We start from the raw sequence: 24,982 nt of genomic DNA, 5'->3' as shown, positions 1-24,982 counted from the left end.
GGCTCGCTCCGCTCGCACCTCAGGGAGCGAGGGGGTCGCTCCGCTCGCACCTCAGGGAGCGAGGGGGCTCGCTGCGCTCGCGCCTCAGGGAGCGAGCGGCCCTAGGCTGCGGGCATGAGCGCACCCGGGGTGACGAGCGAGGTCGGTCGGCTGCGGACGGTGATGCTGCACCGCCCCGGTCCGGAGCTGAAGCGGCTGACGCCGCGCAACAACGACCAGCTGCTCTTCGACGGCATCCCGTGGGTCTCGCGGGCGCAGGACGAGCACGACGCCTTCGCGCAGGCGCTGCGCGACCGCGACGTCGAGGTGCTCTACCTGACCGAGCTGCTCACCGAGACGCTGGCCGACGCCGAGGCCCGCGAGGTCGCGGTCGCCGGCGTCACGCAGTCGCTGCGGCTGGGCGACACCCTGCGCGAGCACCTGCGCGGCTGGCTCGGCGAGCTGGGCCCCGAGGCGTTGACCGAGGTGCTGACGGCGGGCCTGCGCAACGACGAGGTGCGCGGCGGCTTCGGCCTGGTCACCAGCCTGCTGGCCTCCGACGACTTCGTCGTCGACCCGCTGCCCAACCTGCTGTTCACCCGCGACTCCAGCGTCTGGATCGGCGACCGGGTCGCCGTCACCTCGCTGGCGATGCCCGCGCGCGACCGCGAGACGCAGCTGACCGAGCTGATCTACACCCGGCACCCCCGCTTCGCCGGCACCACCACCTTCCACGGCTGGCACCAGGAGCACGTCGAGGGCGGCGACGTGCTGCTGCTCGCGCCGGGCGTCCTGGCCGTCGGCGTCGGGGAGCGTACGACGCCTGCCGGCGCCGAGCGGCTGGCCCGGCAGGTCTTCGGTGAGGGCGGCGTGCACACCCTGCTGGCCGTGCCGATCGCCCAGGAGCGGGCCACGATGCACCTCGACACGGTCTGCACGATGGTCGACGTCGACACCTTCACGATCTACCCCAACGTCGCCGACCACCTGGTCGCCCACACCGTCACCGCGGGCGACGACGACCGGCTCGAGGTGGGTCCGGCCGAGCCGTTCCTGGTCGCGGCCGCCAAGGCGATGGGTCTCGACACGCTGCACACCATCGACACCGGCCTCGACCCGGTGACCGCCGAGCGCGAGCAGTGGGACGACGGCAACAACACCCTCGCGATCGCGCCGAAGGTGGCGGTGGCCTACGAGCGCAACGTCGAGACCAACGCCCGGATGGAGGCGGCCGGCATCGAGGTGGTCGCCATCGCCGGGTCCGAGCTGGGTTCCGGGCGTGGCGGGCCGCGCTGCATGTCGTGCCCCGTCGCCCGCGACGAGGTCTGAGCGCGCGGTACCGTCGACGCTGTCGGGGGACGTCGCCTCCGCCGTGTCCCCACCGGAGGTCTGCTCATGCGTCGCTCGCTCGCACTCCTGGCCGGCTCCCTGGTGCTGCTCACCGGCTGCGGCGTGTCGGTGGGCAACGGCTCCGACGACGTCCCGACGCTCGGCACCGACGACCTCGAGCAGGAGGTCGCGACCCAGCTGGAGGCCGAGGTCGGCACGGCCCCCAAGGCGATCACCTGCGACGACCCGCTGCCGGCGGAGGTCGACGCCCAGGTCCGCTGCGTGCTCACCGCACCCGACGACACCAGGATCGGCATGACCGTCACGACGACGGCGGTCGACGGCGACGACGTCAGGTTCGGCATCCGGGTCGACGAAGAGCCGATGGACTGACCGGTCGGCGTGAGCGCCCCCGTCGTACCGCCACGTCGCGACCCCGCCGCCGGCGCCCGCCTGCTGCTGCCGGGGCTGCTCGGGGTGCCGGTGCTGACCCTCGTGCTCTTCGTCTTCTTCGGCTGGTGGGTCGGCGACGCCGAGGCCCGCGGCGTCGACACCTCCGCCCACGGCTTCGCGTTCCTCCTGGTCTTCCCGCTGGGCGCGCTCTTCGTCCTCGACGTCGTGCTCTACGTCGCCCTGCTGCGACGGCCCGAGGGCGGCCGAGTCGCCCTGGCGGTCGTCAACGGCAGCGTCGCCGGGCTGATCCTGCTCCTGCTGCTGGTCAACGCGGCCTCTATCGGCCGCGGCAGCGTGATCGCGGCGGCGGGCGCCGCGGTGGGCGCCCTGGTGATGGTGGCCTCGGCGGCGCTGATGTGGCGCGGGCCGTTCGTGGCGAGCGCCCGGCCGACCAGGCGGGCCTGAGAACGAAGGTGCCCGGTCGGTGTTGACGGGGGGGACAACATCGACCGGGCACGACCGACAGTACGGCATCGCCGAGCGCGCTCACAACCGCGCGGGCGCGTCGTCGCTGCGCCGCAGGTCAGCGCACCGTCAGCGCACCGTCAGCTGCCGGCTCGCGAGGCCGTTGCGGGCCGATCTCTCCTCCGCGGTGAGCGGCTCGGTCGACTCGAGCGCGGCCCTCAGCCGGGTGGACAAGGCGTCGAGGGGCTCCTCGAGGGCCTCGCCGCCGGTGCCGCGCGGCACGTCCCACACGGGGACGACGAGGCCGTGGGTCCGGAACATGCCGATCAGCCGGCTGCCCTCGACGAGACCGTCCTCGCCAGCGGCGTGCAACCGGGCCAGGGCGTCGAGCACGTCGTCCTCGGCGTGCGGCAGGGTCCAGCGGAGGTACTCGCGGTCACCCATGTTGGTCCAGTACGCCGCCTCGACCGACGTCAGGCGCACGGTCGGGGACGCGGCCTGGTTGGCCTGGTCGAGCGCGGAGGCCATGGTGTCGTCACCCTCGACGTCGGCGACCCAGTAGTCGAAGCCCTCGTGCACGGTGATCGTCAGCGGCTCGTCGGCGACGAGGTCCTGCAGCCGCGGGCCCTCACCGGGCGGCTCGGGCAGACCGATGAGGCTGCCCGGCTCGGCCTCGAGGGCCTCGAGCAGGACGGCGGCCAGGTCGCGGCTGGGGTCGCCGTAGGAGTGCTGCACCTGCATGCCGAGCCACACCGTGCCGTCGTCGCGCACCAGCGCCGGGGCGGCCCCAGGCAGCAACGAGCACACCTGCACGGAGCGCTCGTGCGGCTCCTTCAGCGGCAGCGGGGCGGTGGCCGCCGGCACGAACTCCTTGAGCGCCACGAGGTCGAGCTCGGACGGCAGGCCGGCGAAGGGGCGGGCGACGTACGGCGACGCACCCCCGCCGCTGCCGTGGCACGCCTTGTAGCGCCGGCCGGAGCCGCAGGGACACGGCTGGCGCGGACCGACCGCGCCCTCGGCGGTCTCGACGCGCTCGGCGGTCTCGGTACGGGTGCGCTGACGTGACTTCTTCCCCATGCACGCACCCTAGGGTCAGGTGGAGGGGGTCAGGCCAGAGGGATCTCGGCCACGACGGTGACGCCGCTGCCGCTGCCCTCGACCCACCAGCGCGCCGCGAGGTGCTCGACGATGGCGAGGCCGCGGCCGCAGGTGTCACCGGTGCCGGCGTCGACGACGGAGGGCACGGTGCCGGCACCACCGTCGGTGACCTTGATGGCCAGCAGTGATCGCGGAGCGGCGTTGGCCTCCACGCGCCACTCGACGCGCAGCAGCTCGTCGTCGAGCGGGCGGGCGTGACGCACGGAGTTGCCGACCAGCTCGGAGATGAGCAACCGGGCGTCGTCGCGCGTCTCGTCGGCGGCGTCGACGGAGTCGAGCCACGTGTGCAGCGCCCCGCGCGCCACGCGGGCGCTCTCGGGCGAGAAGGGCAGGTCGAGACTGACAGCCTCGGGAACTCTCGGCTCGAGGGTCATGGTCATGCGTCCTCCACAGACGGGACCGCTGAGTGCTGTGCTGGTCTCCGCAGGGAAACTGCCCAGCCCGTGCCGGTTCGAAACCACCTCAACCCGGACGGTCCTCCCGGCGCCCGACGTGGGCCAGGGTGCGCCCCGGGTGGTCGGTGATGAGGGCCTCGATCCCGAGCCCGACGCACAGGTCGACGTCGGCCGGCTCGTTGACGACCCAGCAGTGCACCCGACGCCCCTTGCCGACCAGCCGCCCGACCCGGTCGGGGTCGGCGCGCACGGTGTCCATGCCCGGACCGACGATCCAGCCGGGCTCCAGGAACGGCTTGACCCGGGCCCAGTGCTGCCGCTTGTCGTCGACCAGCATCACGAGGTCGAGGTGCGGCGCCAGGCGCTGCAGCCGTCGCAGCGCGACGTAGGAGAACGACATCAGCTGCACCGGCGAGCCCGGGTCGGTGAGGCCGTAGTCGGAGAGCAGCTCGACCACCCGCCGCTCGACGAGGCCGGCGTACCGCGTGGGGTGCTTGGTCTCGATCGCGAGTCGCACCGGCGCGCCACGTGAGGCGGCGTGGTCGAGGGCGGTCTCGACGAGACGACGCAGCGTCAGCACGGTGCGCTGCTCGGGGTCGGCCTCCGGTGCCTCGTCGTCGAGCTCGGCCCACGGCCGCTTCCACGACGCGAGGTCGACCTGCTCCAGCTCGGCCAGCTCCATCGCCGAGACCACGCCGTGGCGGCTGCCGGTGCGGCGCAGGTCGCGGTCGTGCACGCACACGAGGTGACCGTCGGCCGTCAGTCGTACGTCGCACTCGAGCCCGTCGGCGCCGGCCTCGAGCGCGGAGACGTACGCCCCCAGCGTGTGCTCGGCGTGGAGCGCGCTCGCCCCGCGGTGCGCCACCACCCACGGCCGCTGCGTGACCATGGTCAGCAGTGTGCCCCCGCGGGTGGGCCGGCGTCAGCCCGCCGAGCCGAGCGCGAGGCCGGTGAGGGTGACGCCGTACGCCGCGGCGAGCGCCTCGGCAGCGCGCTCGACCTCGGCCTTGCGCGGGCGGCGCGTGCCGGCGAACCAGCGCACGTCGAGCCGGCGGCGTGCTCCGCTGCCCTCGAGCCGCCAGGTGCCGCGGATGCGGCCGTCGACGAGCAGGAAGGGCTGCATCAGGGCGTTGCGGGGGTTCCACAGCCGGGCGAAGTGCTCGGGCGTCACGAAGCGGTCGCGCCGCTTGGTGTCGTAGGCGCAGACCACGGCGTCGAACTCGGGCAGCAGCCGCACGCCCGCCTCCTCCGCCGCCGGGGGAGCGTCGGGCAGGTCGTGGAAGGTCAGGCCGTCGGGGCCCTCGAGCGGCACCAGCCGGTCGGCGAGCCGCTCGAGCGAGCCGTCGACCACGCCGAGCGTGAGGCCGGCCCACCACGCGACGTCGTGCCGGCTCGACGGTCCGTGCCACCGCACGTGGCGCAGCACCAGTGCGTCGAGCGCACCCTCCGGGTCGGCCAGCACAGAGTCGCGCGGGCCGAGCAGCTCGCGCGCCGTGCGGTAGACGGGCTTGCCCTGGCCCTCCCAGCCGCCGCTCGACGGCTTGCGCAGCAGCCCGCCGTGGCCGTTGGACATCGACCGGCCGACCGTCTCGTCGATGCTCGCCCGGTGGTCGGGGTCGTGCTCGTCGAGCCAGGCGCGGACGTGGTCGTGCACCTCCTGAGCGGTGCGCCACTCGTCGGCGGCGTACGCCTCGACCTCGGCCCAGACCTCGTCGACCTCGACCGCGGACGGTCGCCAGAGGCGCTGGCACATGGCGCGCATCGACCAGCGGGTGACGGCCTCCATCAGGGCGTGGTCGGCGGCCGTCGAGGTGTGCACGGTGCCGCGCAGGTTGCTGCCGCGCACCAGCCGCCACTGCTCCTGGGCGGCGGTGATGGTGTCGCGCTCGACGCCGGGCAGGCGCGCGGCGAGTCCGACGTACGGGGACCGCGCCGTCTGCGACTGCACGGGCCCCGTCGCGCCGATCGTCGCGACGACGGCGTCGACGTCGCGCCCCTCGACCGCGGGGAAGTGGCGTGCGGCCGAGCGGGCGCCCAGCTCCTCCCAGGTGAGGCTCACACCTGCCTCCTCAGGAACTTGCCGAAGTGCGGCACCGTGAAGGCGACGGTGCCGCGCTCGCCGGAGTAGACGAGGCCCTTCTTGATCAGGCCGTCACGCGCCGGCGAGAGCGACTGCGGCTTGCGGTCGAGGCGGCGCGCGACGTCGGCGGTGGCGACCGCGCCGTCGCCGACCTGCTCGCCCAGGTCGGCCATGGCGACCATGTAGTCGCGCTCAGCCGGGGTCGCGCGGTCGTAGCGGGCCCCGAAGAACCCCACCGCCAGCTCGCCCTCGGCCTCCGGCGCCGCCTGCACCACGTCGGCCCAGGTGATGGGGGTGCGGACGGCGGTGTCCCAGACGACCTTGCCGTAGGCCTGCACGAAGTAGGGGTAGCCGTCGGTCAGCCGGTAGAGCTCCTCGAGGGCCGCCGGCTCGTACGTCGCGTCCTCGTCGGCCGCCGGGAGGGTCCAGGCCCGCTCGGCCATCTCGCGCGGCAGCCGGTCGACGGCGACGTAGCGGAAGAGGCGCTCGGCGTAGGACTTCGACGCCGCGAGCGCGGCCGGCAGGTGGGGCAGGCCCGCGCCCACCACGACGAGCGGGGAGCCCTGCTGGCTGATCTCGTGGCAGGCGCCGCAGAGCGCGGCGAGCTCGGCGGTCGCGATGTCCTGCATCTCGTCGACGAAGAGCGCGACGCCGACCCCGAGGTCGCGGGCGAGCGACCCGACGTCGGTGAAGAGCTCGACCAGGTCGGTCTCGAGGTCGCCCGAGTCGGCCCGTCCCTTCGTCGCCTCGACGTCCGTCGGGGGCTGCCACCGGCCCTGCCCGGCACCGGCCGCCCGGCTCGCCGCCTTGCGCTCCTCGAGCGGCGTACGCAGCGCGAAGGCCTTGAGCACGCCGGTCACCGCCTCGACCCGCTCGGGGTCGCGGTGGCGGTGCGCGACCTCGCGCAGCGCGGCGTGGACGGCCTGGGCGATGGGCAGCCGCAGCGACTGGTCGGGCCGCGCCTCGAGCTTGCCGGTGCCCCAGGCCCGCTGCACCGCGAGGCTGCGCAGCGCGTTGAGCAGCACCGTCTTGCCGACGCCGCGGAGGCCGGAGAGCACCAGGCTGCGGTCGGGCCGCCCGGCCGCCACCCGCTCGAGCACGACCGCGAACTGCTGCAGCTCGCGGTCACGACCGGCCAGCTCGGGCGGGCGCTGGCCGGCGCCGGGGGCGTAGGGGTTGCGCACGGGGTCCACGATCGGACCGTATCGGGCTGTCTAGCGTGAGCCCTAGACATCGCTAGCGTGTCGTAGGAGCGAGTCCGGCGGTCAGCGTCGCCAGCACGGCCGGCACCTCGGCCCTCGACAGCCGGAACGTGCCCGCGCACTCCGCACCTCGCCACAGCGAGAGCGTCACCTCGTCGTCGGCGGGGTCACCCGCGTGCTCCCAGCGCACCGCGAGCGCGCGACCGCCACCGCGACGGTCGAGGAAGACGTCGGTGCCGAGGTCGACGTGCGCCTGGTGGGTAGCGGCCATGACCCATGGTCGCCCCCGGTGCCGGTGGTTGACCAGACCCCTGCCGCCCGGGGTCTGGGCTGGGTACCTTGGCGGCGTGCCCGAGCTGCCCGAGGTCGAAGCGCTCGCCGGAGACCTGTCGCGCCGGCTCGCCGGCCGCGCCGTCGTGCGCGTCGACGTCGTGGCGTTCAGCTGCCTCAAGACCTACGACCCACCGGTGACCGCACTGTCGGGCGGCCTCGTCGACGGGGTGACCCGGCACGGCAAGTTCCTCGACATCGACGTCTCCGGCACCCACCTCGTCATCCACCTCGCCAAGGCCGGCTGGGTGCGGTGGAAGGACGACCCGCCGGCCGCCCCCGCCCGGCCCAGCACCAAGTCGCCGCTCGCGGCCCGGGTGCTGCTCTCGCCGTCGCCCGACGGCGGGGGCGAGGCGGCCCTCGACCTGACCGAGGCCGGCACCCGCAAGAGCCTGGCGCTGTACGTCGTGCGCGACCCGGCCGAGGTGCCGGGCATCGCCTCGCTCGGCCCCGACCCGCTCGTCGGCGACTTCGGGATCGACACGCTGCGCGGCATCCTCGCGGAGCACGGCCGGTCGCAGCTCAAGGGGGTGCTGCGCCAGCAGAGCACCATCGCCGGCATCGGCAACGCCTACTCCGACGAGATCCTCCACGTGGCTCGCATGTCGCCCTTCAAGCCGGCCAGCAGCCTGACCGACGAGGAGGTCGAGGTCCTCTACGCCGCCGTCCGCGACACCCTGACCGCGGCCGTCGAGCGCTCGGCCGGCCTCGAGGCGTCCAAGCTCAAGGGCGAGAAGAAGACCAACCTGCGCGTCCACGGCCGCACCGGCGAGGCCTGCCCCGTGTGCGGCGACACCGTCCGCGAGGTCTCCTTCGCCGACTCCTCCCTGCAGTACTGCCCCACCTGCCAGACCGGCGGCAAGCCGCTCGCCGACCGCCGCATGTCGCGTCTGCTCAAGTAGCCGCCTGCCTGGTCGCGCCCTGCCGTGCCTTGCTCCCTGAGGAGGTCGCGCCGAGTCGTCCTCCTGCTCCCTGAGGAGGTCGCGCCGTACCGTCCCCTGCTCCCCGAGGAGGTCGCGCCGCGCCGTCCTCCGCTCCCTGAGGAGGTCGCGCAGCGACCGTCCCCTGCTCCCTGAGGAGGTCGCGCAGCGACCGTCTCGAAGGGCCGCCCCGACGAGCAGACCACCCCAGGTGGAGACTGGCCCCATGATCGAGGTCCCGACCGTCGAGGTCGCCCAGGTGCCCGACCCGATGCCCGAGGGCGTGACGGTGCTCGACGTGCGCGAGCCCGTCGAGTGGGAGCACGGCCACATCGACGGCGCCGTGCACGTGCCGCTGCAGCAGCTGCCCGGCCGGGTCGAGGAGCTGCCGCGTGACCAGCAGCTGCTGGTGGTGTGCAAGGTCGGCGGCCGGTCGTCGCAGGCCACGGCCTTCCTGCAGGAGAAGGGCTTCGAGGCGGTCAACCTCGCCGGCGGGATGATCGACTGGGCCGAGGCCGGCCGCGCGATGGTCCGCGACGACGGCGGCGCCCCGCTCGTCGTCTGAGGGACGTCGAGCGACGGGCAGCTCGTCGGATCGGCGGACGGGACGCCGTCTGGTCGTGCGTCTCGCACCGGCCGCGGACCGCGAGCTGCCCAGTTCGTCCCCGGCCCGGGCGTCAGGCGAAGGCGGCGGGGAGGGGGAGGGTGAGGGCGCGGTCGAGGCGGCGGAGGTAGTCGCGGCGCGGCACCTCGACGACGCCGAGCGTGGCGAGGTGGGGGGTCTGCCACTGGGTGTCGAGCACGCGGTGCTCCGCGTGCTCGTCGCGGAGCAGCTCGACCAGGCCGACGAGCGCGGCCTTGGACGCGTCGCGCTGCCGGGCGAACATCGACTCGCCCGCGAAGAGGCCGCCGACCGCGACGCCGTACAGGCCACCGGCGAGCTCGCCGTCGCGCCACGCCTCGACCGAGTGCACCCAGCCGAGCCGGTGCAGCTCGGTGTACGCGCGGACGATGCCGCGGTCGATCCAGCCGCCGTCGCGCGAGGGGTCGGCGCACCCCGCGATGACGTCGCCGAACGCGGTGTCGACCCGGACCTCGTAGTGCTTCAGCGACTGCCGCAGCGAGCGGCTGACCCTCAGGCCGTCGAGCGGCAGCACGCCGCGCTGCTCCGGTGACCACCAGCCCATCTCGTCGGGGCGGCGGGAGTCGAGGGCCATCGGGAACAGCCCCTGCCGGTACGCCGCCAGCACCGTGCCCGGCGCGAGGTCGGCGCCGGCGCACACCACGTCGCCGTCGGCGTCGTCCGACGGCGGGAAGAGCCAGGGGGAGGGGGCGGGCTCGACGGGCACGTGACCATGGTGCCCGGCCGTACTGTGGCGCCATGACCCTGGCGCGTGACCTGGCCCAGCAGCTGGGTCGGCGCCTGCAGCACGACCTCGGTCGGGCCGCGCCGCAGCTGGCCGCCGGGTTCGTGCACCAGGCCTACGACCGGGCGGTCGCGGGTGTGGGCCCGCTCGAGCCGGCCTCCGTCGTGGGCAAGCGGGCGTTCGTCGAGCACGACGACGAGGCGCAGGCGGTCTCGAGCCTCATCGAGTCGCACGTGCGTCTCGCGGGCGCGCAGGGGTTCGTGACCAACCTCGGCGGTCTCGCCACGATGCCGGTCGCCGTGCCCGCCAACATCGGTGGGCTGGCGATGATCCAGTGCCGCATGGTGGCGGCCCTGGCGCACCTGCGCGGCCACGACCTGGCCGACCCGCGCGTGCGCAATGCCGTGCTCACGACGCTGCTCGGCGAGGAGAAGGTGCACGAGCTGGTGCGCGAGCAGCGCCTCCCCGGTCCGCCGATGGCCGTCGCGACCGCCCCGGTCCACGATCCCGACCTCGACCGCCTCGTCGCCAACGAGGTGGCGGGCGAGCTCATGACGCGGGTGGCGGGCAAGCGGCTCGCCTACGCCGTCGGGCGACGGGTGCCGGTCGTCGGCGGTGTCGTCGGGGCGGGCACCGACGGCTACGCGACGTGGCAGGTGGGCCGCTTCGCCGACCGCGAGCTGCTGCTGCGCCACCACGCCTGACGCGTCAGGCGTCGGGCGTCACCTCGAACAGCGCGGCGCCCAGCGCGACCTGGTCGCCCGCCGCCGCGCCGACGGCCGCCACGGTGCCGGTGACACCGGCCGTGAGCGCGAGCTCCATCTTCATCGCCTCCAGCGTCCCGAGCACCTGGCCGGCCTCGACGACGTCGCCGACTCCGACGCGCACGTCGAGCACGGTGCCCGGCATCGGGGCGGCGACCGTGCCCTCGCCGATCGCCGCGACGGTGTCGGCGAAGGGGTCGGGCCGCTCCAGCACGTGGCGTTGGCCGAGGTGGACGACCTCGACGCGGCGCTGGCTGACCGCGGCGACCGGCACCGGGCCGGTGAGGTCGGCGGGCTCCAGGACGACGGGCTCGTCGAGGTCGACGACGACCGGGGCGGCGTCAGCGCCGAGGCGGAAGCCGTCGTCGCGCCAGGGCCCGCCCGGCCGGCCCTCCGCGGCCAGCACGGCGCGCGCGGCGGCCCGGCGGGCGGGGGCAGGGTCGGGCGCCGTCAGCTCGTGGCGGTCGAGCCAGGCGGTGTCGACCTCGCCGTCGCGGAAGGCGTCGGAGGCCACCAGCTCCCGCAGGAAGCCGACGTTGGTGGTGAGCCCGAGGACCGCCGTCTCCTCGAGCGCCCGCACCAGCCCGCGCCGCGCGGCCTCACGGTCGGCCGCGTGCACGACGACCTTGCCCAGCATGGGGTCGTACGCCGTGCTGACGACCTGCCCGTCCTCCAGCGCGTGGTCGACGCGGACGCCGCTCCCGTGCGGCCAGCGCACGGTCGTGGCGCGGCCCGCCTGCGGCAGGAAGCCGGCGTACGGGTCCTCGGCGTAGACGCGCACCTCCATCGCGTGGCCGTCGACCTCGACACCCTCGTCGAGGCCGGTCAGCGCCTCGGCCTCGCCGGCCGCGACACGCAGCTGCAGCGCGACCAGGTCGGTGCCGGTGACGAGCTCGGTGACGGGGTGCTCGACCTGGAGCCGGGTGTTCATCTCGAGGAAGTAGACGTCGCCCGTCGCGACGTCGAGCAGGAACTCCACGGTGCCGGCGCCGGCGTACGACACCTCGGCCGCGAGGTCGACCGCGGCGCGGTGCAGCAGCGCACGGGTCTCGGGCGGCAGGTCGGGGGCCGGAGCCTCCTCGACGACCTTCTGGTGGCGCCGCTGCGCCGAGCAGTCGCGGGTGCCGAAGTGGACCGCGCCGCCCCGTCCGTCGCCGACGACCTGCACCTCGACGTGGCGGCCGCGCTCGACGTACTTCTCCACCAGCATCGCGTCGTCGCCGAAGGCCGCCGTCGCCTCGCGTCGCGCCGCCGCGACCGCCTCGGACAGGTCGGCCGCCGCGCGCACCACCCGCATGCCCTTGCCGCCGCCTCCCGCCGCCGCCTTGACCAGGACGGGGAAGACCCAGCCGCTCGTGTCGGTGGTCTCGACAGGCTCGACCGACGACGGACCTCCGCTGGTCGAGCTCGTCGAGACCATGTCGTACGCCGGCACCACGGGCACGCCCGCGCGCTCGGCGACCTCGCGGGCGGCGTCCTTGCGGCCCATCAGCTCGATCACCTCGGCGCTCGGGCCGACGAAGACGAGGCCCGCGTCGGTGACGGCGCGGGCGAAGGTGCTGCGCTCGGACAGGAAGCCGTAGCCGGGGTGGACGGCGTCGGCGCCGGACGAGACGGCCGCCGCCACGACCGCGTCGACGTCGAGGTAGCTCTCGACCCGCATCGCCACGTCGGCCGCCCGCACGTGCGGAGCGCGGGCGTCGAGGTCGGTGTGCACCGCCACCGTCTCGACGCCGAGGTCGCGGCAGGTGCGGAAGACGCGCAGCGCGATCTCGCCGCGGTTGGCGACGAGGACTCTGGTGAACATGACTTCAGGTTGCCTTTCGTCTCACTGGGTCTCGACGCGTCCGTCGCGACCTCGTGCCTCGGTCGCGGGGCTTGCTCGACCTGGCCGCGCCCCCGCGACGAGCTCGTTCCTCGCCCACCGCTGCGCGTCTCACATCCGGAAGACGCCGTAGTGGGGCGTCGGTCGGGGCTCGTCGGCGGCGAGGCCCAGCGCCATGCCGAGCAGGCGGCGGGTGTCGCGGGGGTCGATGACGCCGTCGTCCCACAGCCGGGCCGTGGAGTAGTAGGCCGAGCCCTGGGTCTCGTACTGCTCGCGGATCGGGGCCTTGAAGTCGTCGTCGTCCTCCCGACCGGCGACGGTGGCGAGCACGGAGGCGGCCTGCTCGCCGCCCATGACGGAGATCCGGGCGTTGGGCCACATCCACAGGAAGCGCGGGTCGTAGGCGCGCCCGCACATGCCGTAGTTGCCGGCGCCGAAGGAGCCGCCGACGACCACGGTGTACTTCGGCACCGACGCGCAGGCCACGGCGGTGACGAGCTTGGCGCCGTCGCGGGCGATGCCGCCGTTCTCGTACTCGCGGCCGACCATGAAGCCGGAGATGTTCTGCAGGAACAGCAGCGGGACGCCGCGCTGGTCGCACAGCTGCACGAAGTGCGCACCCTTGCGGGCGGACTCGCCGAACAGGATGCCGTTGTTGGCCACGATGCCGACCTCGTGGCCGTGGATCCGCGCGAACCCGCACACCAGCGTCTCGGCGTACAACGCCTTGAACTCGTGGAAGCGGCTGCCGTCGACGATGCGGCGGACGACCTCCCGCACGTCGTACGGCGTGCGGCTGTCGGTGGGCACGACGTCGAGCAGGCCCTCGGGGTCCTCCAGCGGCTCCTCGACCTCGCCCGCCCCTCGCTGGTCGAGCCTGTCGAGACCATCACGCGGCAGCGTGTCGACCACCGAGCGCAGGATGCGCAGGGCGTGGCGGTCGTCGTCGGCGAGGTGGTCGACGACGCCGGACCGCTTGGCGTGCACCTCGCCGCCGCCGAGCTCCTCGGCGGTGACGACCTCGCCCGTGGCGGCCTTCACCAGCGGCGGGCCGCCGAGGAAGATCGTGCCCTGGTCGCGCACGATCACGGTCTCGTCGCTCATCGCCGGCACGTAGGCCCCGCCGGCGGTGCACGAGCCCATCACGGCGGCGAGCTGGGGGATGCCTGCGCCCGAGAGGTTGGCCTGGTTGAAGAAGATCCGGCCGAAGTGGTCGCGGTCGGGGAAGACCTCGTCCTGCCGCGGGAGGAAGGCCCCGCCCGAGTCGACGAGGTAGACGCACGGCAGCCGGTGGGCCCGGGAGACCTCCTGGGCGCGCAGGTGCTTCTTGACCGTCATCGGGTAGTAGGTGCCGCCCTTGACGGTGGCGTCGTTGGCGACCACGAGCACCTGCCGGCCGTGCACGCTGCCGATCCCCGTCACGATGCCGGCCGACGGCACGGCGGTGTCGTCGCCGGCCTCGCCGTACATGCCCCACGCGGCCAGGGCGCCGAGCTCGAGGAACGGGCTGCCCGGGTCGAGCAGGGCGTCGACGCGGTCGCGGACCAGGAGCTTGCCGCGGGCGGTGTGACGCTCCCGCGAGCGCTGCGGCCCTCCCTGCCGCACGCGCGCGAGCCGCTCGCGCAGCTGCTGGACCAGCTCGGTCATCGAGGGGGTGGTGCCAGCCGTCACGGTCACGCCGCGATGTTAGCGATCATTAACATGCGCGGCCAGTCCGGCTGCCGAGCTGCGGATCCGTCGTACCTGGCACGTGCGATCCGCGGAGCCGGCGGCGGCGTGTCAGCGCAGGACGGCGCGCTCGCCGAGCAGGGCGGCGGTGGCCATGCGGGTGAGCAGGCCGTGCATGGCGTCGCGGTCGAGCTTGGCGCTGTGGGGCGTGGAGTTGAGCAGGCCGAAGGTGGCGTGGGCGGCGGCGCGGGCGGCCTCGGGCGTGACCTCGGGGTCGTGGGCGCGCAGCTGCTCGACCCACACCTCGACGTAGAGGCGCTGGGTGCGGCGCACCCGCTCGCGCGCCTCGTGCGACAGCGCCGACCAGTCGCGGTCCTGCACCACGATGAGCGCCTTGTGGTCGAGGGCGAAGGCGGCGTGCCAGTCGACGAGCGCCTCGAGCGCGGCGGCGGGGGAGTCGGCGTCGGCGACGCGCTGGCGACCGACCGCGAGCAGCTCCTCGCTGATGCCCACGAGCATCGCGGCGAGCACGGCGTCCTTGGAGCGGAAGTGCCGGTAGAGCGCGGGGCCGGAGAAGCCGCAGGCCGCGCCGAGCTCGGCGATGGACACGCCGTGGAAGCCCTTCTCGGCGAACAGCTCCGCCGCCACGGCCAGGATCTGCTCCTTGCGCTCGCTCACGACGGGCAAGGTTATCGGGCGTTCACGTCGGTCCGTGAGCCGTGGCGGTGGTGATGCTCGGCACCAGGCGGCTGACGGCCTCGTCGTACGCCGCCACCTCGGCGTCGGCGAGCCCGTGGCCGGTGGGGGCGTCGGCCGCGAGGGCCAGGACGTGCGCCGCCCGGCCGCGGGCCTCCTCGCGCTCGGCGGCCCCCGGCGCGGGCAGGCCGGCGGCGAAGGCGGAGACCGCGTCGAGCAGCGCCTCGCGGGTGCGTCCGCGCAGCAGGAGCAGCACGTAGGGGTCGCCGTCGACGTGCCACGCCAGCTGGTAGAGCAGCGCCAGGGTGTGGCGGCACGGCTGCGCCCAGGCGTCGCAGTCGCACGCGGTCTCGAGCTCGCCGGGCCCGGGGAGCACCTCGGCGCCGGCCTCGTCGGCGTGCTCGACCAGGTCGACCGGCAGCTGGCCGGACTCGAGGGCGGCGGCGAACCGCGACTCCCGCGCCGCCTCGCGCGCCAGCGTGGTCCAGCCGTCGTCGTCGAGCCGCTCGACCCGCAGCTGCGCCATCACCGGCTGCTCGGCTCCCGGGTCGACCACGACGGAGGCCATGCCCTCGAGCACGACGACTGCGCCGAGGCGACCCGACCGGGCCAGGGAGCGGGCGCCTGCGAGGTCGTCGGCGTCGACGGCGGTCTCCTCGAAGCTGCGCACGAAGGCCCGGCCCCACCAGGTGTCGCTGCGGGCCACCGCACCCCGGCGGCGCGGGAGGCGGGCGAGCACCATCGGGTCAGGCACCGGGCAGGTCTCCGTCGCGGCGCAGCCGCGCGTCGAGCCGGACGAGGTCGTCGAGCTCGTCGTCGGAGAGCTCGGTCAGGGCGACGTCGGACTCGGCCCCGAGCACCCGGTCGGCCAGCGAGCGCTTGCGCACCAGCAGCTCGCCGATGCGCTGCTCGATGGTGCCCTCGGTGACCAGCCGGTGCACCTGCACGGCACGGGTCTGGCCGATCCGGTGCGCCCGGTCGGTGGCCTGGTCCTCGACGGCGGGGTTCCACCAACGGTCGAGGTGGACCACGTGGTCGGCGCGCGTCAGCGTCAGCCCGGTGCCGCCGGCCTTCAGCGAGAGCAGGAAGACCGGCGCCCGGCCGTCCTGGAAGTCGCGGACCATGCGCTCGCGCTCCCGCGCCGTGGTGCCACCGTGCAGGAACAGCGTCGGCACCTCGCGCTGGGCGAGGTGGCGCTCGACCAGGCGCGCCATCTCGACGTACTGGGTGAAGACCAGCACGCCGCTGGTCTCGTCGGCCACGACGGTCGAGACCAGCTCGTCGAGCAGCTCGAGCTTGCCGCTGCGCCCGCGCAACCGGCCGTTGGGCGCGCGCAGGTAGTGGGCGGGGTGGTTGCAGATCTGCTTGAGGCCGGTGAGCATCGCGAGCACGAGGCCGCGGCGGGTCTCGGGGTCGGCCTCGCGGATGCGCCGCATCGACTCGCGCACCAGCGTCTCGTAGAGCACCACCTGCTCCTGCGTCAGCGCGACCACGTGGTCGGTCTCGGTCTTGGCCGGCAGCTCGGGCGCGACGCCCGGGTCGCTCTTGCGGCGCCGCAGCAGGAAGGGCCCGACGAGCTGGGCGAAGCGTCGGGCGACCGCGGGGTCGACACCGCTCTCGATCGGCGCCGCCCACGCCCGGCGGAAGGCGGCGCGCGAGCCGAGCAGGCCGGGCGTGGCCCAGTCGAGGATCGCCCAGAGGTCGACGAGGTTGTTCTCCACCGGGGTGCCGGTCAGCGCCACCCGGCAGCGCGAGGGGATCTCGCGCAGGTGGCGCGCGGTCGCCGAGCGGGGGTTCTTGACGTGCTGCGCCTCGTCGGCGACGACGAGGTCCCACCGCACCCCCGCCAGGGTCTCGTGGTCGGCGCGCATCGTGCCGTAGGTCGTCAGCACGACCCCACCGTCGGCACCGTCGAGGCCGTCGAGCGAGCGGGTGCCGCCGTGGAAGCGGCGTACGGCGACCTGCGGGGCGAAGCGGCGCAGCTCGCCCTCCCACGTCCCGAGCAGGCTGGTCGGGCAGACCACCAGGGTCGGGCCGGTCGTGAGCCCGCGGGCGCGTCGGTGCAGGTGCAGCGCGATGACGGTGACGGTCTTGCCCAGCCCCATGTCGTCGGCCAGGCACGCCCCCACGCCGATGCCGGTCAGCTCGGCGAGCCACGTCAGGCCACGGCGCTGGTAGTCGCGCAGCGTGGCCTCGAGGCCCGGTGGATCGGGCAGCGGGGCGACCTGGTCGGCGTCGACCACGCGGTCGCGCAGCCGCTCGAGGGTCGCCCCCGGGTGCACCTCGACGGTGCGGCCCTCGACCTCCAGCACCCCGGTCAGCGCCGCCTGCAGCGCAGCGCCCGCACCGAGCTCGCGCTCGGCCGTGCCGAGCCCCGCGCGCACGCGCTTCTTGGCGCGGCGGGCCAGCGCGGGGTCGACGACGACCCAGTTGTCGCGCAGCCGCACCACGGGCGTCGTGGCCTCCGCCAGCGCCACCATCTCGTCGTCGTTCAGCGTCGTGGTGCCGTCGGGACCCTGCAGCGCCAGGCGCCAGTCGAAGCCGAACAGCGCCTCGGGGCCGAACGGACTCTCCTCGTACGTCGACTCCTGGGTGCTGCCGCGAGACTCCACCCGGGCCTGCTGCAGCAGGTCGGCGCGCAGCGACCGCGGCCACAGCACGTCGACCCCGACGGCGTCGAGCGCCTCGAGACCGCTGTCGAGCAGCTCGGCGAGCTCGTCGCCCTCGAGCACGAGGCGGTCGGGGACCTGCTCGCGCTGCAGCCGGTCGAGCACCGTCCACGCCAGGGCCGCCTCGCGCAGGGCCACGCCCACGGCGATGCGCGCACGCGGGGAGAAGCCGTGCTCGTCCGGCCCCTCGGTCCACAGCCGGGCGGCGTCGGCCACGTGCGTCTCGTCGGCCTGGTCGTGCACCTGCAGCACGACCTCGACCGCTCCCGCGGCGAGCACCTCCTCCGGGGCCTCCACGCGCAGCGCCAGACGCACCTGGGAGGCCAGGTCGCGGTGGTCGAGCGGGTCGACCGGTCGGGCGCGGAAGGTGACCTGCGGCTCGGCCACCCGCTGACGCGGCGCCAGCGTGCCGGGGCGGCGGACCATCGCGTCGGCGACGGCGTCGAGGAGCTCGCGCACCACCTCCTCGGCCTCGTCGGGGGCGGCGTCGGCGTGGGCCCGCGCCGTGGCCAGCGCGCGCACGCGCTCCTCGTCGGCCGACCCGGCCAGCGCCGCCCGCCACGAGCCCGCGTCGTCGGCCCGCACCGCACCCCGGGCCACCAGTTGCATCGCCAGCAGCGTCGCCCCGCCGAGCAGGCCGACGCTGGGGTGCGCGTCGTCGGCGCGCACCGCGCGTGTCAGGACCGGGATCGCCGCCGGCACCGGCAGGCGCAGCGTGCGGCCGCGACCGGTGAACTCGACCTCGCTCTCGCGCGGCGGCTCCCGCGGCAGCCAGGTGGCCGGACCGGTCAGCGGGACGAAGCTCACCGGGTGAACCTAGCCCCCGCCCCCGACAGCCCCGACGGCTGCTGCGGTGGCCGCGGAGGGCGCCGTAACGACGGAACTGGACCAGTCGAGGTCCACCGTTGCCCGAATTCCGGCACAACGTTGTCAAGGTCATGAATCGGACACCCGCTTCACTCCTCCCGCTCGTCACCCGCGCCGGTCTCGGAGCGGCCGTCGTCCTCGCCGTCGTGCCCGCGGCGCTGGGCAGCCAGGGCGTCGAGGTGCCGAGCGGGGTGCCGGACCCGCTGGGAGGCGCGGCGGCCGCCATCGGGCGGGGGCTCGGCGACGAGCCGGCCGTGGTCGCCTCGGGCGTCCCCGGGATCGCGCAGCGCGCGACGACGCTGATGATCGAGCACGACTGCTGGGCGGGGGAGGCACCCGACGACGTCGACCTGCCCGGCCACGTGGTGGTGACCGTGGAGCGGGGCGATCGGATGGTCACGCGCTACGGCGGGGCCCGCCTGACCGGGCGCGCCCTCGACCACGTCTTCGGCGACCCCGACCCGCGGATCTTCGTGATCCACGGCTTCTGCCGCTGAGCCGCGGGTGTCAGGATCCGGTCGCCGTTCGAGCTCCGGGGCGACCCGATCCTGACAGTCACCCGCGGACTACCCGCTCAGCCGGGTAATCCGCACCTCGGTGTCAGGATCCGGTCGCCGTACGAGCTCCGGGGCGACCCGATCCTGACAGTCACCCGCGGACTACCCGCTCAGCCGGGTAATCCGCACCTCGGTGTCAGGATCCGGTCGCGCGAACCCCTCGCTGACGACCAGGAACTGACAGCGAGCGCTCCGCGTCAGTCGAGGCCCTGGATCGCCTTGGCGACCGCCTTCGGCACCTTGGCGTCGAAGACGCTCGGCATGATGAAGCTCGGGTTGAGCTCCTCGTCGGTCACCACGTGGGCGATCGCGTCGGCCGCGCGGATCAGCATCTCGGTGGTGACGTCGGAGGCGCGGGCGTCGAGCAGGCCGCGGAAGACGCCCGGGAACGCCAGCACGTTGTTGATCTGGTTGGGGTAGTCGCTGCGGCCGCTGGCCACGACCGCGGCGTGCGGGAGCGCGTCGGCCGGGTCGATCTCGGGGTCGGGGTTGGCCAGGGCGAAGACGATCGGCTTGGGCGCCATCTCGGTGATCCACTGCGCCTCGAGCACGTTGGGGGCCGAGACGCCGATGAAGACGTCGGTGTCCTGCAGGCCGTCCTGGAGGGTGCCGGTCACCTTGCGGGGGTTGGTACGCCGCGCCAGCTCGAGCTTGGCGGGCGGCAGCGACTCGTCGTCGCCCGACAGGCACCCCTCGCGGTCCCACACGACGATGTCGGTGGCTCCGGCGGCGGCGATGAGGGTGACGATCGCGGTGCCGGCCGCGCCGGCGCCCGCCACGACGATGCGCACGTCGGCGAGGTCCTTGCCGACCACGCGCAGCGCGTTGGTCAGCGCCGCCAGCACCACGATGGCCGTGCCGTGCTGGTCGTCGTGGAAGACCGGGATGTCGAGCCGCTCACGGAGCCGGGCCTCGATCTCGAAGCAGCGGGGGGCGGCGATGTCCTCGAGGTTGATGCCGCCGAAGCCGGGTGCGATGGCGGCGACGACGTCGACGATCTCGTCGGTGTCCTGGGTGTCGAGGCAGATCGGCCAGGCGTCGATGTCGGCGAAGCGCTTGAACAGCGCGGCCTTGCCCTCCATCACCGGCAGCGCGGCGCCGGGGCCGATGTTGCCGAGGCCCAGCACCGCCGAGCCGTCGGTGACGACCGCGACGCTGTTGCCCTTGATGGTCAGCCGCGGCACGTCCTCGGGCTTGTCGGCGAGCGCCCGGCTGACCCGGCCGACGCCCGGCGTGTACGCCATCGACAGGTCGTCGCGGGTGCGCAGCGGGACCTTGGAGCTGACCTCGATCTTGCCGCCGATGTGCAGCAGGAAGGTGCGGTCGGAGACCTTGTGGACCGTGATGCCCTCGAGGCCACGCAGCTCCTCGACGATCTCCTCGGCGTGCTCGGAGTCGGTGGCCGAGCAGGTGACGTCGATGACGAGGCGGTCGTGGCGCGACTCGGTGACGTCGAGGGCGGTGACGATGCCGCCGTTCTCGGCGATGCTGGAGGCGACGTGGCCGATCAGCTGCGGGTTGACGTCGGTGTGCAGCCGCACCGTGATCGAGTAGGACCCGCTCGTGGCCGCCCTGCGCTTCTTCTGCTCGTTCTGCTCACCCATGGTGGGCATCTTCCACTGGCCCGTGGGTTACCCGCGAGTCCGTGACCCCCGTCACCGCGCGAACACTACGACCGAAACTCGGCGGTCCGCGCGTGCCGCCGAGCCGAGGGTGGCGCCCACGGCCTTGCGGACCGCACCGAGCGGGCCCCCGCCGCGCGCGCGGCGGGGGCCCTGGTCGGCCGGTGGTGCCTCAGGCCTCGATCGCGGTGCGCTCGCTGTCGGAGCCGGAGACCGAGATGCGGCGGGGCTTGGCCTTCTCGGCGACGGGGATCACCAGACGCAGCACGCCGGCCTCGTAGGACGCGTCGAGCTGCTCCAGGTCGAGGTTGTCGCCCAGCACCAGCTGGCGGCTGAAGCGGCCGCGTGGGCGCTCGCCCGCCAACAGCTCCCAGTCGCCGTTGCGGGCGACGCGCTCGGCGCCGACGGTCAGCACGTTCCGCTCGACCTGGACGTCGATGCTCTCGCGGCTCACGCCGGGCAGGTCGAGCTCCAGCACGAGCTGGTCGCCCTCGCGCCAGGCGTCCATCGGCATCGCGACGGGTCGGCTGGTGGTGCCCAGCAGCTGCTGGGCGAGGCGGTCGAAGTCACGGAACGGGTCGGTGGTGCGCAGCAGCATGATGGTCCTCCTCTGGGGTCGCACCTGTATCAACGGATACAGGTTTTATAGTCAGTGCAACGCCAGGTTTCAAGACCCTAGTCCCCGATCGTCCGGAGGTGCTCGTGCCCGCTCGCCACGTCGGGGTCTACGCGATCTCGGTCGCCGCCGACATGCTCTCGATGCAGGTGCAGAACCTCCGCGTCTACGAGCGCCGCGGCCTCGTCGACCCCACCCGCACCGCGGGCGGCACCCGCCTCTACAGCGAGGCCGACCTCCAGCGGCTCGCGCGGGTGCGCGACCTGCTCGCCGACGGGCTCAACCTCGCCGGCATCGCCCGGGTGCTCGACCTGGAGGGGGAGGTCGAGCGGCTGCGCGCCGCCAACACGCGACTGCGGGGACAGGTCAGGACTGCGTCGCGAGGGTGACCGGAAGCACCGCCCCTGCTCCCGCCTCGCGGAGCGCCTGGGCGGCGAGGGTGAGCGACCAGCCGGTCGCGACGAGGTCGTCGACGAGCAGCACCGGCCCGCCGTCGAGCGGCTCGTGCACCTCGAGCGCGTGGCGGCGGCGTACGGCGCTGACCCGCTGCGCGCTGTTGGCGGCGCCGGCCTCGGGCGGCACATCGGGGTCCTCGACCGCCCAGGTCGCCACCAGCGGCACCCGCATGGTGCGGGCCAGGCCCTCGGCCAGGCTGCCGACCAGCTGCGGCCGTCGCACGGACCCGGCCCGGGCGACGCCGGTGGGCCGCGCCTGCCAGGTCGGCGCCCAGTCCTTCATCACCGCCACCAGCGCCTCGACCAACGCCGGGGGCACCGGCTGGTCGGGCGCGTCGGGGGCGAGCAACGCCCGCAGCGCGGCCCCGTGGCCGAGGTCGGTCAGCCGGGCGACGGCGCGCCCCTCCTCGGCCTGCTCGCGGATCTTGCCGGTCAGCTCGATGCCCATCCCGGCCAGCGCGGTGGGCCACATCTTGCGCGGCGCGATCGTGACGCCCGGGCGGCTCAGCCGCTCCTGCGCGGCACCGACCGTCTCGTCGCTGACCGAGCCGGGGAGGCTGACCCCGCCGCAGTTGTCGCAGCGACCGCAGTCGGCGGCCTCGGGGTCGTCGAGCTGCTCGCGCAGGAAGCGCATCCGGCAGCCGTCGGTCGCGACGTACGCCAGCACCGCCTCCTGCTCGGCCTGCCGCGCCGCCCGGACGCGCTCGTAGCGCTCGGCGTCGTAGGTCCACTCCCGCCCCGTGGCCACCCAGCCGCGCTGCACGCGGCGTACGGCGCCGTCGACGTCGAGCACCTTGAGCATCGTCTCGAGGCGGTTGCGGCTGAGCTCGACGACGGTCTCGAGCTGGGCGGTGCTGCTCGGGCGCTCGTGGTCGAGCGCGGCGATCGTGGCGCGCACCTTGTCCTCCGGGGGGAAGGCCAGCGAGGCGAAGTAGCGCCAGATCTCGCGGTCCTCCCAGGCTGGCAGCAGCACCACGGTGGCGTCGTCGGTGCCGCGGCCCGCGCGCCCGACCTGCTGGTAGTAGGCCACCGGGCTCGCCGGCGCCCCGACGTTGACCACGAAGCCCAGGCGCGCGTCGAAGCCCATGCCGAGCGCACTCGTCGCGACCAGCGCCTTGAGCCGGCCGGCCAGCAGGTCCTGCTCGAGCGCCTGGCGCTCGGTGGTCTCGGTCTGCCCGGAGTACGCCGCCACCGCGTGGCCGCGGGCGCGCAGGAAGTCGGCGATCTCCTGCGTGGCCGCGACGGTCAGCGTGTAGACGATGCCAGTGCCGGGGAGGTCGTCGAGGTGCTCGGCCAGCCACGCGAGCCGGTGCTCGGGTCGCTCGAGCTGCACCACGCCCAGGTGCAGCGACTCGCGGTCGAGGGTGCCGCGCAGCACCAGGACGCCGTCGCCGAGCTGCTCGGCGACGTCGGTGGTCACGCGCTCGTTGGCGGTCGCGGTGGTCGCCAGCACCGGGATGCCGGGCGGCAGGTCGGTCAGCACCTGGCGGATGCGGCGGTAGTCGGGCCGGAAGTCATGCCCCCAGTCGGAGATGCAGTGGGCCTCGTCGACCACGAGCAGGCCCGCGCTCTCGGTCAGGCTCGGCAGCACCTGGTCGCGGAACGACGGGTTGTTGAGCCGCTCGGGGCTCACCAGCAGCACGTCGACCTCGCCGGCCGCGATGCGCTGCTCGATGGCGTGCCAGTCCTCGATGTTGGTGGAGTTGATGGTCGCGGCGTGGATGCCGGCCCGCTCGGCCGCCTCGATCTGGTTGCGCATGAGCGCCAGGAGCGGGCTGACGATCACCGTCGGCCCCGCGCCCATGCCGCGCAGCAGCGCCGTCGCGACGAAGTAGACCGCCGACTTGCCCCAGCCGGTGCGCTGCACCACCAGCGCCCGGGCCTGCCGCACCACCAGCGCCTCGATCGCGGCCCACTGGTCGTCGTGCAGCCGCGCCTCCTCCGAGCCCACCAGCGCCCGCAGGTGGGCCTCGGCCTGGTCGCGGGTGCCGGTCGTCGTGCTCATGGGTCCACCCCACCACGACCCACCGACGACCCGCCCCCGGGATCGACAGGCGCCGTTCCTGGGGTTCGCACCGCTGCCCTTCGTGGCTCGCTGCGCTCGCACCTCAGGGAGCGAGGGGGCAGGTTGCGCTCGCACCTCAGGGAGCGAGGGGGCAGGCTGCGCTCGCACCTCAGGGAGCGAGGGGTCTCGCTGCGCTCGCACCTCAGGGAGCAGGGGGCACGCTGCGCTCGCACCTCAGGGAGCGAGGGGGCACGCTGCGCTCGCACCTCAGGGAGCGAGGGGGCACGCTGCGCTCGCACCTCAGGGAGCGGGCCTGGCCGGCGGCCTCAGCGGCGCACGACGACGGTGGCGGTGTTGGTGACGACGCCGACGAGGGCGGGGGAGGCGGCGAGCGCGACGGGCCAGTACGTCGTGGCGACGCCGTCGGTGGGCAGGGGCACCGAGCGGCGCGAGCCGTCGCGCAGGTCGAGGGTCACGAGCGCCTCGGTGCCGCCGACGAGGAGGGTGTCGGGGTCGAGGGAGGGCAGGGCGTCGAGGACGGTGCCGTAGGGCAGGTACTGCGGGGTCGACGGCACCGAGAACGACCAGAGCTCCTCGCCGTCGGCCGCGCCGTACGCCGTCCAGGTGCTGCCGGCGCGCACGACCACGCGGTCGCCGCGCACGGTGGTGTCGAAGGCGGTGCCGCGGGCGGGGGTGACCCGCCAGCGTTCGGAGCCGTCGTCGGGGGAGCGGCCGACGAGGGTGGGCTGGGCCTCGCCGTCGACCGCCTCGACCACCACCACGGTGCCGTCGTCGGCGCCGCCGGCGAGGGACAGGTCGCGCCCCTCGCCGCCGGGGACGCTCCACCGGGTCGTGCCGTCGTCGACGGCGACGCCGGCCAGGGAGACCTCGTCGTCGTTGCCGGCCAGCGCGCCTGGGTCGAGCAGGTCGGTCAGCGGGCTGCCGCCGACCACCACGAGCCCGTCGTCGGCGCTCGTCTCGAGGCGGTCGCCGGCGCCGGCCGCGGGTCGTGACGTCCAGGCTGTCCCGTCGGCCCCGACACGCAGCAGCCGCTGGCCGGAGTCGCCACCTACCAGCACCAGCACCGAGCCGTCGTCGAGCACGCGCGTCGAGACCGGCTCGTCGGTCACCGGGTCGCCCCCGAGCGAGGCGCACCACTGCCGCTCGCCGGACGCGAGGTCGAGCGCGACGACCTCGGGCGCGGAGTCGGCGGGCAGGGTGACCACGACGTACTGCGACCCGCTGCGGTCGAAGGTCGAGCTCGGCGTGCCGACCGCCACGCTCCACCGCGGCTCCAGCGTGCGGTCGTCGAGCAGGGTGAACCGGTTGTCGTCACGCAGGCGCACACCGAGCCCCGCGGCGTACGACGTCACCTGGGGCGGCTCGTAGTCGTAGCCGTAGGAGCCGACCACCTCGCCGTACCGGCCGAGCGCCCGGACGAGCCGCGGGTCGGCCGGCTCCGCCGGGTCGGCGAAGGGGCTGCTCGACGAGGCGGCGTCGTACGACGCCACGGCCGCGCCGCACGGACGCTCCTCGGAGCGCCAGGCCAGTCCCACCCCGACGCCGGTGAGCACGAGGACGAGCACCAGCCCGCCCACGACCACCCACCTGCGCACGGGC

General features: G+C 74.5%; 24 protein-coding genes. 8 read left to right on the top strand and 16 right to left on the bottom strand.

From position 1 onward, the window contains the following. Positions 1–114: 114 nt before the first annotated feature. From ACYU8I_RS01015 to ACYU8I_RS01005, 3 genes are all read left to right on the top strand, one after another. Complete coding sequence (locus tag ACYU8I_RS01015) at positions 115–1,308, top strand: arginine deiminase (protein ID WP_460836459.1); 1,194 nt, start codon at positions 115–117, stop codon at positions 1,306–1,308. Positions 1,309–1,374: 66 nt separating this feature from the next. After that, on the top strand, positions 1,375–1,701 hold the full coding sequence (locus ACYU8I_RS01010) for a DUF4333 domain-containing protein (protein WP_460836458.1): 327 nt from the start codon (positions 1,375–1,377) through the stop codon (positions 1,699–1,701). Between the two features lie 9 nt (positions 1,702–1,710). Next, positions 1,711–2,166 carry a hypothetical protein gene (locus tag ACYU8I_RS01005; RefSeq protein WP_460836457.1) on the top strand — a complete coding sequence of 152 codons (456 nt, stop codon included), beginning with the start codon at positions 1,711–1,713 and terminating at the stop codon, positions 2,164–2,166. A gap of 129 nt (positions 2,167–2,295) precedes the next feature. Here the strand turns inward: ACYU8I_RS01005 and ACYU8I_RS01000 are convergent, their stop codons facing one another. The 6 genes from ACYU8I_RS01000 to ACYU8I_RS00975 all read right to left on the bottom strand — a co-directional run bounded on the left by ACYU8I_RS01000 (position 2,296) and on the right by ACYU8I_RS00975 (position 7,272). Beyond that, positions 2,296–3,243 carry a DUF5926 family protein gene (locus tag ACYU8I_RS01000; protein ID WP_460836455.1) on the bottom strand — a complete coding sequence of 316 codons (948 nt, stop codon included), beginning with the start codon at positions 3,241–3,243 and terminating at the stop codon, positions 2,296–2,298. A gap of 29 nt (positions 3,244–3,272) precedes the next feature. Beyond that, complete coding sequence (locus tag ACYU8I_RS00995) at positions 3,273–3,704, bottom strand: ATP-binding protein (protein ID WP_460836454.1); 432 nt, start codon at positions 3,702–3,704, stop codon at positions 3,273–3,275. A gap of 82 nt (positions 3,705–3,786) precedes the next feature. Beyond that, on the bottom strand, positions 3,787–4,608 hold the full coding sequence (locus ACYU8I_RS00990) for a glycerophosphodiester phosphodiesterase (protein WP_460836453.1): 822 nt from the start codon (positions 4,606–4,608) through the stop codon (positions 3,787–3,789). A 33-nt stretch (positions 4,609–4,641) separates the two neighbouring features. Continuing rightward, the gene (locus ACYU8I_RS00985; protein ID WP_460836452.1) at positions 4,642–5,778 is read right to left on the bottom strand and encodes a winged helix DNA-binding domain-containing protein; all 1,137 of its coding nucleotides are present in this window, start codon (positions 5,776–5,778) and stop codon (positions 4,642–4,644) included. Then, positions 5,775–6,992, bottom strand: a complete 1,218-nt coding sequence (locus tag ACYU8I_RS00980; protein ID WP_460836451.1) for an AAA family ATPase — start codon at positions 6,990–6,992, stop codon at positions 5,775–5,777. Before ACYU8I_RS00980 ends, ACYU8I_RS00985 begins: the two co-directional genes overlap by 4 nt. 43 nt (positions 6,993–7,035) lie before the next feature. Then, positions 7,036–7,272, bottom strand: a complete 237-nt coding sequence (locus tag ACYU8I_RS00975; RefSeq protein WP_460836450.1) for a hypothetical protein — start codon at positions 7,270–7,272, stop codon at positions 7,036–7,038. A 76-nt stretch (positions 7,273–7,348) separates the two neighbouring features. Between ACYU8I_RS00975 and ACYU8I_RS00970 the strand changes: the two genes are divergently transcribed. Then, positions 7,349–8,233: a DNA-formamidopyrimidine glycosylase family protein gene (locus ACYU8I_RS00970; protein WP_460836449.1), complete on the top strand. Its 885-nt coding sequence runs from the start codon at positions 7,349–7,351 to the stop codon at positions 8,231–8,233. A 244-nt stretch (positions 8,234–8,477) separates the two neighbouring features. Further along, positions 8,478–8,816 carry a rhodanese-like domain-containing protein gene (locus ACYU8I_RS00965; RefSeq protein WP_460836448.1) on the top strand — a complete coding sequence of 113 codons (339 nt, stop codon included), beginning with the start codon at positions 8,478–8,480 and terminating at the stop codon, positions 8,814–8,816. A gap of 112 nt (positions 8,817–8,928) precedes the next feature. Here the strand turns inward: ACYU8I_RS00965 and aat are convergent, their stop codons facing one another. After that, positions 8,929–9,600 carry a leucyl/phenylalanyl-tRNA--protein transferase gene (aat, locus tag ACYU8I_RS00960; RefSeq protein ID WP_460836447.1) on the bottom strand — a complete coding sequence of 224 codons (672 nt, stop codon included), beginning with the start codon at positions 9,598–9,600 and terminating at the stop codon, positions 8,929–8,931. A 32-nt stretch (positions 9,601–9,632) separates the two neighbouring features. On the opposite strand from aat, the gene ACYU8I_RS00955 reads away from it, so the two are divergent. Next, complete coding sequence (locus tag ACYU8I_RS00955) at positions 9,633–10,322, top strand: EcsC family protein (protein WP_460836446.1); 690 nt, start codon at positions 9,633–9,635, stop codon at positions 10,320–10,322. Between the two features lie 4 nt (positions 10,323–10,326). On the opposite strand, the gene ACYU8I_RS00950 is transcribed toward ACYU8I_RS00955, so the two are convergent. From ACYU8I_RS00950 to ACYU8I_RS00930, 5 genes are all read right to left on the bottom strand, one after another. Then, entirely contained in the window at positions 10,327–12,189 is a 1,863-nt protein-coding gene (locus ACYU8I_RS00950; protein WP_460836445.1) for an ATP-binding protein, read from the bottom strand. A 129-nt stretch (positions 12,190–12,318) separates the two neighbouring features. Beyond that, positions 12,319–13,884: a carboxyl transferase domain-containing protein gene (locus ACYU8I_RS00945; protein WP_460836444.1), complete on the bottom strand. Its 1,566-nt coding sequence runs from the start codon at positions 13,882–13,884 to the stop codon at positions 12,319–12,321. 102 nt (positions 13,885–13,986) lie between these two features. Further along, positions 13,987–14,553 carry an SACE_7040 family transcriptional regulator gene (locus ACYU8I_RS00940; RefSeq protein WP_460836443.1) on the bottom strand — a complete coding sequence of 189 codons (567 nt, stop codon included), beginning with the start codon at positions 14,551–14,553 and terminating at the stop codon, positions 13,987–13,989. A gap of 22 nt (positions 14,554–14,575) precedes the next feature. Next, positions 14,576–15,325: an SWIM zinc finger family protein gene (locus tag ACYU8I_RS00935; RefSeq protein ID WP_460836442.1), complete on the bottom strand. Its 750-nt coding sequence runs from the start codon at positions 15,323–15,325 to the stop codon at positions 14,576–14,578. Continuing rightward, a complete protein-coding gene (locus ACYU8I_RS00930) occupies positions 15,318–18,047 on the bottom strand; it encodes a DEAD/DEAH box helicase (protein ID WP_460836441.1) in 2,730 nt (909 codons plus the stop codon). The genes ACYU8I_RS00935 and ACYU8I_RS00930 overlap by 8 nt, the downstream gene beginning before the upstream one ends. Positions 18,048–18,178: 131 nt before the next feature. Between ACYU8I_RS00930 and ACYU8I_RS00925 the strand changes: the two genes are divergently transcribed. Continuing rightward, positions 18,179–18,604, top strand: coding sequence for a hypothetical protein (locus tag ACYU8I_RS00925; protein ID WP_460836440.1), 426 nt, complete (start codon positions 18,179–18,181; stop codon positions 18,602–18,604). 257 nt (positions 18,605–18,861) lie between these two features. On the opposite strand, the gene ACYU8I_RS00920 is transcribed toward ACYU8I_RS00925, so the two are convergent. Both ACYU8I_RS00920 and ACYU8I_RS00915 read right to left on the bottom strand, forming a co-directional pair. Continuing rightward, entirely contained in the window at positions 18,862–20,268 is a 1,407-nt protein-coding gene (locus ACYU8I_RS00920; RefSeq protein WP_460836438.1) for a malic enzyme-like NAD(P)-binding protein, read from the bottom strand. A 190-nt stretch (positions 20,269–20,458) separates the two neighbouring features. After that, positions 20,459–20,884, bottom strand: coding sequence for an Hsp20/alpha crystallin family protein (locus ACYU8I_RS00915; protein WP_460836437.1), 426 nt, complete (start codon positions 20,882–20,884; stop codon positions 20,459–20,461). 98 nt (positions 20,885–20,982) lie between these two features. Here ACYU8I_RS00915 and ACYU8I_RS00910 point away from each other — a divergent pair, with 98 nt between their 5' ends. Then, positions 20,983–21,291, top strand: coding sequence for a MerR family transcriptional regulator (locus ACYU8I_RS00910; RefSeq protein ID WP_460836436.1), 309 nt, complete (start codon positions 20,983–20,985; stop codon positions 21,289–21,291). Here the strand turns inward: ACYU8I_RS00910 and ACYU8I_RS00905 are convergent. Both ACYU8I_RS00905 and ACYU8I_RS00900 read right to left on the bottom strand, forming a co-directional pair. Then, the gene (locus tag ACYU8I_RS00905; protein WP_460836434.1) at positions 21,269–23,362 is read right to left on the bottom strand and encodes a DEAD/DEAH box helicase; all 2,094 of its coding nucleotides are present in this window, start codon (positions 23,360–23,362) and stop codon (positions 21,269–21,271) included. The genes ACYU8I_RS00910 and ACYU8I_RS00905 overlap by 23 nt on opposite strands. 326 nt (positions 23,363–23,688) lie before the next feature. Then, positions 23,689–24,978, bottom strand: coding sequence for an outer membrane protein assembly factor BamB family protein (locus ACYU8I_RS00900; protein ID WP_460836432.1), 1,290 nt, complete (start codon positions 24,976–24,978; stop codon positions 23,689–23,691). Positions 24,979–24,982 lie beyond the last annotated feature (4 nt).

This window comes from Nocardioides marmoraquaticus, from assembly GCF_054777915.1.
Note: the sequence above shows the minus strand (reverse complement) of the source record. Positions and strands in the feature narration are given on the sequence as shown.

Excerpts from the sequence above, each read along its gene's own strand:
- ACYU8I_RS01015 (WP_460836459.1), top strand. The coding sequence starts at position 115 with ATGAGCGCACCCGGGGTGACGAGCGAGGTCGGTCGGCTGCGGACGGTG.
- ACYU8I_RS01010 (WP_460836458.1), top strand. The coding sequence starts at position 1,375 with ATGCGTCGCTCGCTCGCACTCCTGGCCGGCTCCCTGGTGCTGCTCACC.
- ACYU8I_RS01000 (WP_460836455.1), bottom strand. The coding sequence starts at position 3,243 with ATGGGGAAGAAGTCACGTCAGCGCACCCGTACCGAGACCGCCGAGCGC.
- ACYU8I_RS00995 (WP_460836454.1), bottom strand. The coding sequence starts at position 3,704 with ATGACCATGACCCTCGAGCCGAGAGTTCCCGAGGCTGTCAGTCTCGAC.
- ACYU8I_RS00990 (WP_460836453.1), bottom strand. The coding sequence starts at position 4,608 with ATGGTCACGCAGCGGCCGTGGGTGGTGGCGCACCGCGGGGCGAGCGCG.
- ACYU8I_RS00975 (WP_460836450.1), bottom strand. The coding sequence starts at position 7,272 with ATGGCCGCTACCCACCAGGCGCACGTCGACCTCGGCACCGACGTCTTC.
- ACYU8I_RS00965 (WP_460836448.1), top strand. The coding sequence starts at position 8,478 with ATGATCGAGGTCCCGACCGTCGAGGTCGCCCAGGTGCCCGACCCGATG.
- ACYU8I_RS00955 (WP_460836446.1), top strand. The coding sequence starts at position 9,633 with ATGACCCTGGCGCGTGACCTGGCCCAGCAGCTGGGTCGGCGCCTGCAG.
- ACYU8I_RS00950 (WP_460836445.1), bottom strand. The coding sequence starts at position 12,189 with ATGTTCACCAGAGTCCTCGTCGCCAACCGCGGCGAGATCGCGCTGCGC.
- ACYU8I_RS00925 (WP_460836440.1), top strand. The coding sequence starts at position 18,179 with ATGAATCGGACACCCGCTTCACTCCTCCCGCTCGTCACCCGCGCCGGT.
- ACYU8I_RS00920 (WP_460836438.1), bottom strand. The coding sequence starts at position 20,268 with ATGGGTGAGCAGAACGAGCAGAAGAAGCGCAGGGCGGCCACGAGCGGG.
- ACYU8I_RS00915 (WP_460836437.1), bottom strand. The coding sequence starts at position 20,884 with ATGCTGCTGCGCACCACCGACCCGTTCCGTGACTTCGACCGCCTCGCC.
- ACYU8I_RS00905 (WP_460836434.1), bottom strand. The coding sequence starts at position 23,362 with ATGAGCACGACGACCGGCACCCGCGACCAGGCCGAGGCCCACCTGCGG.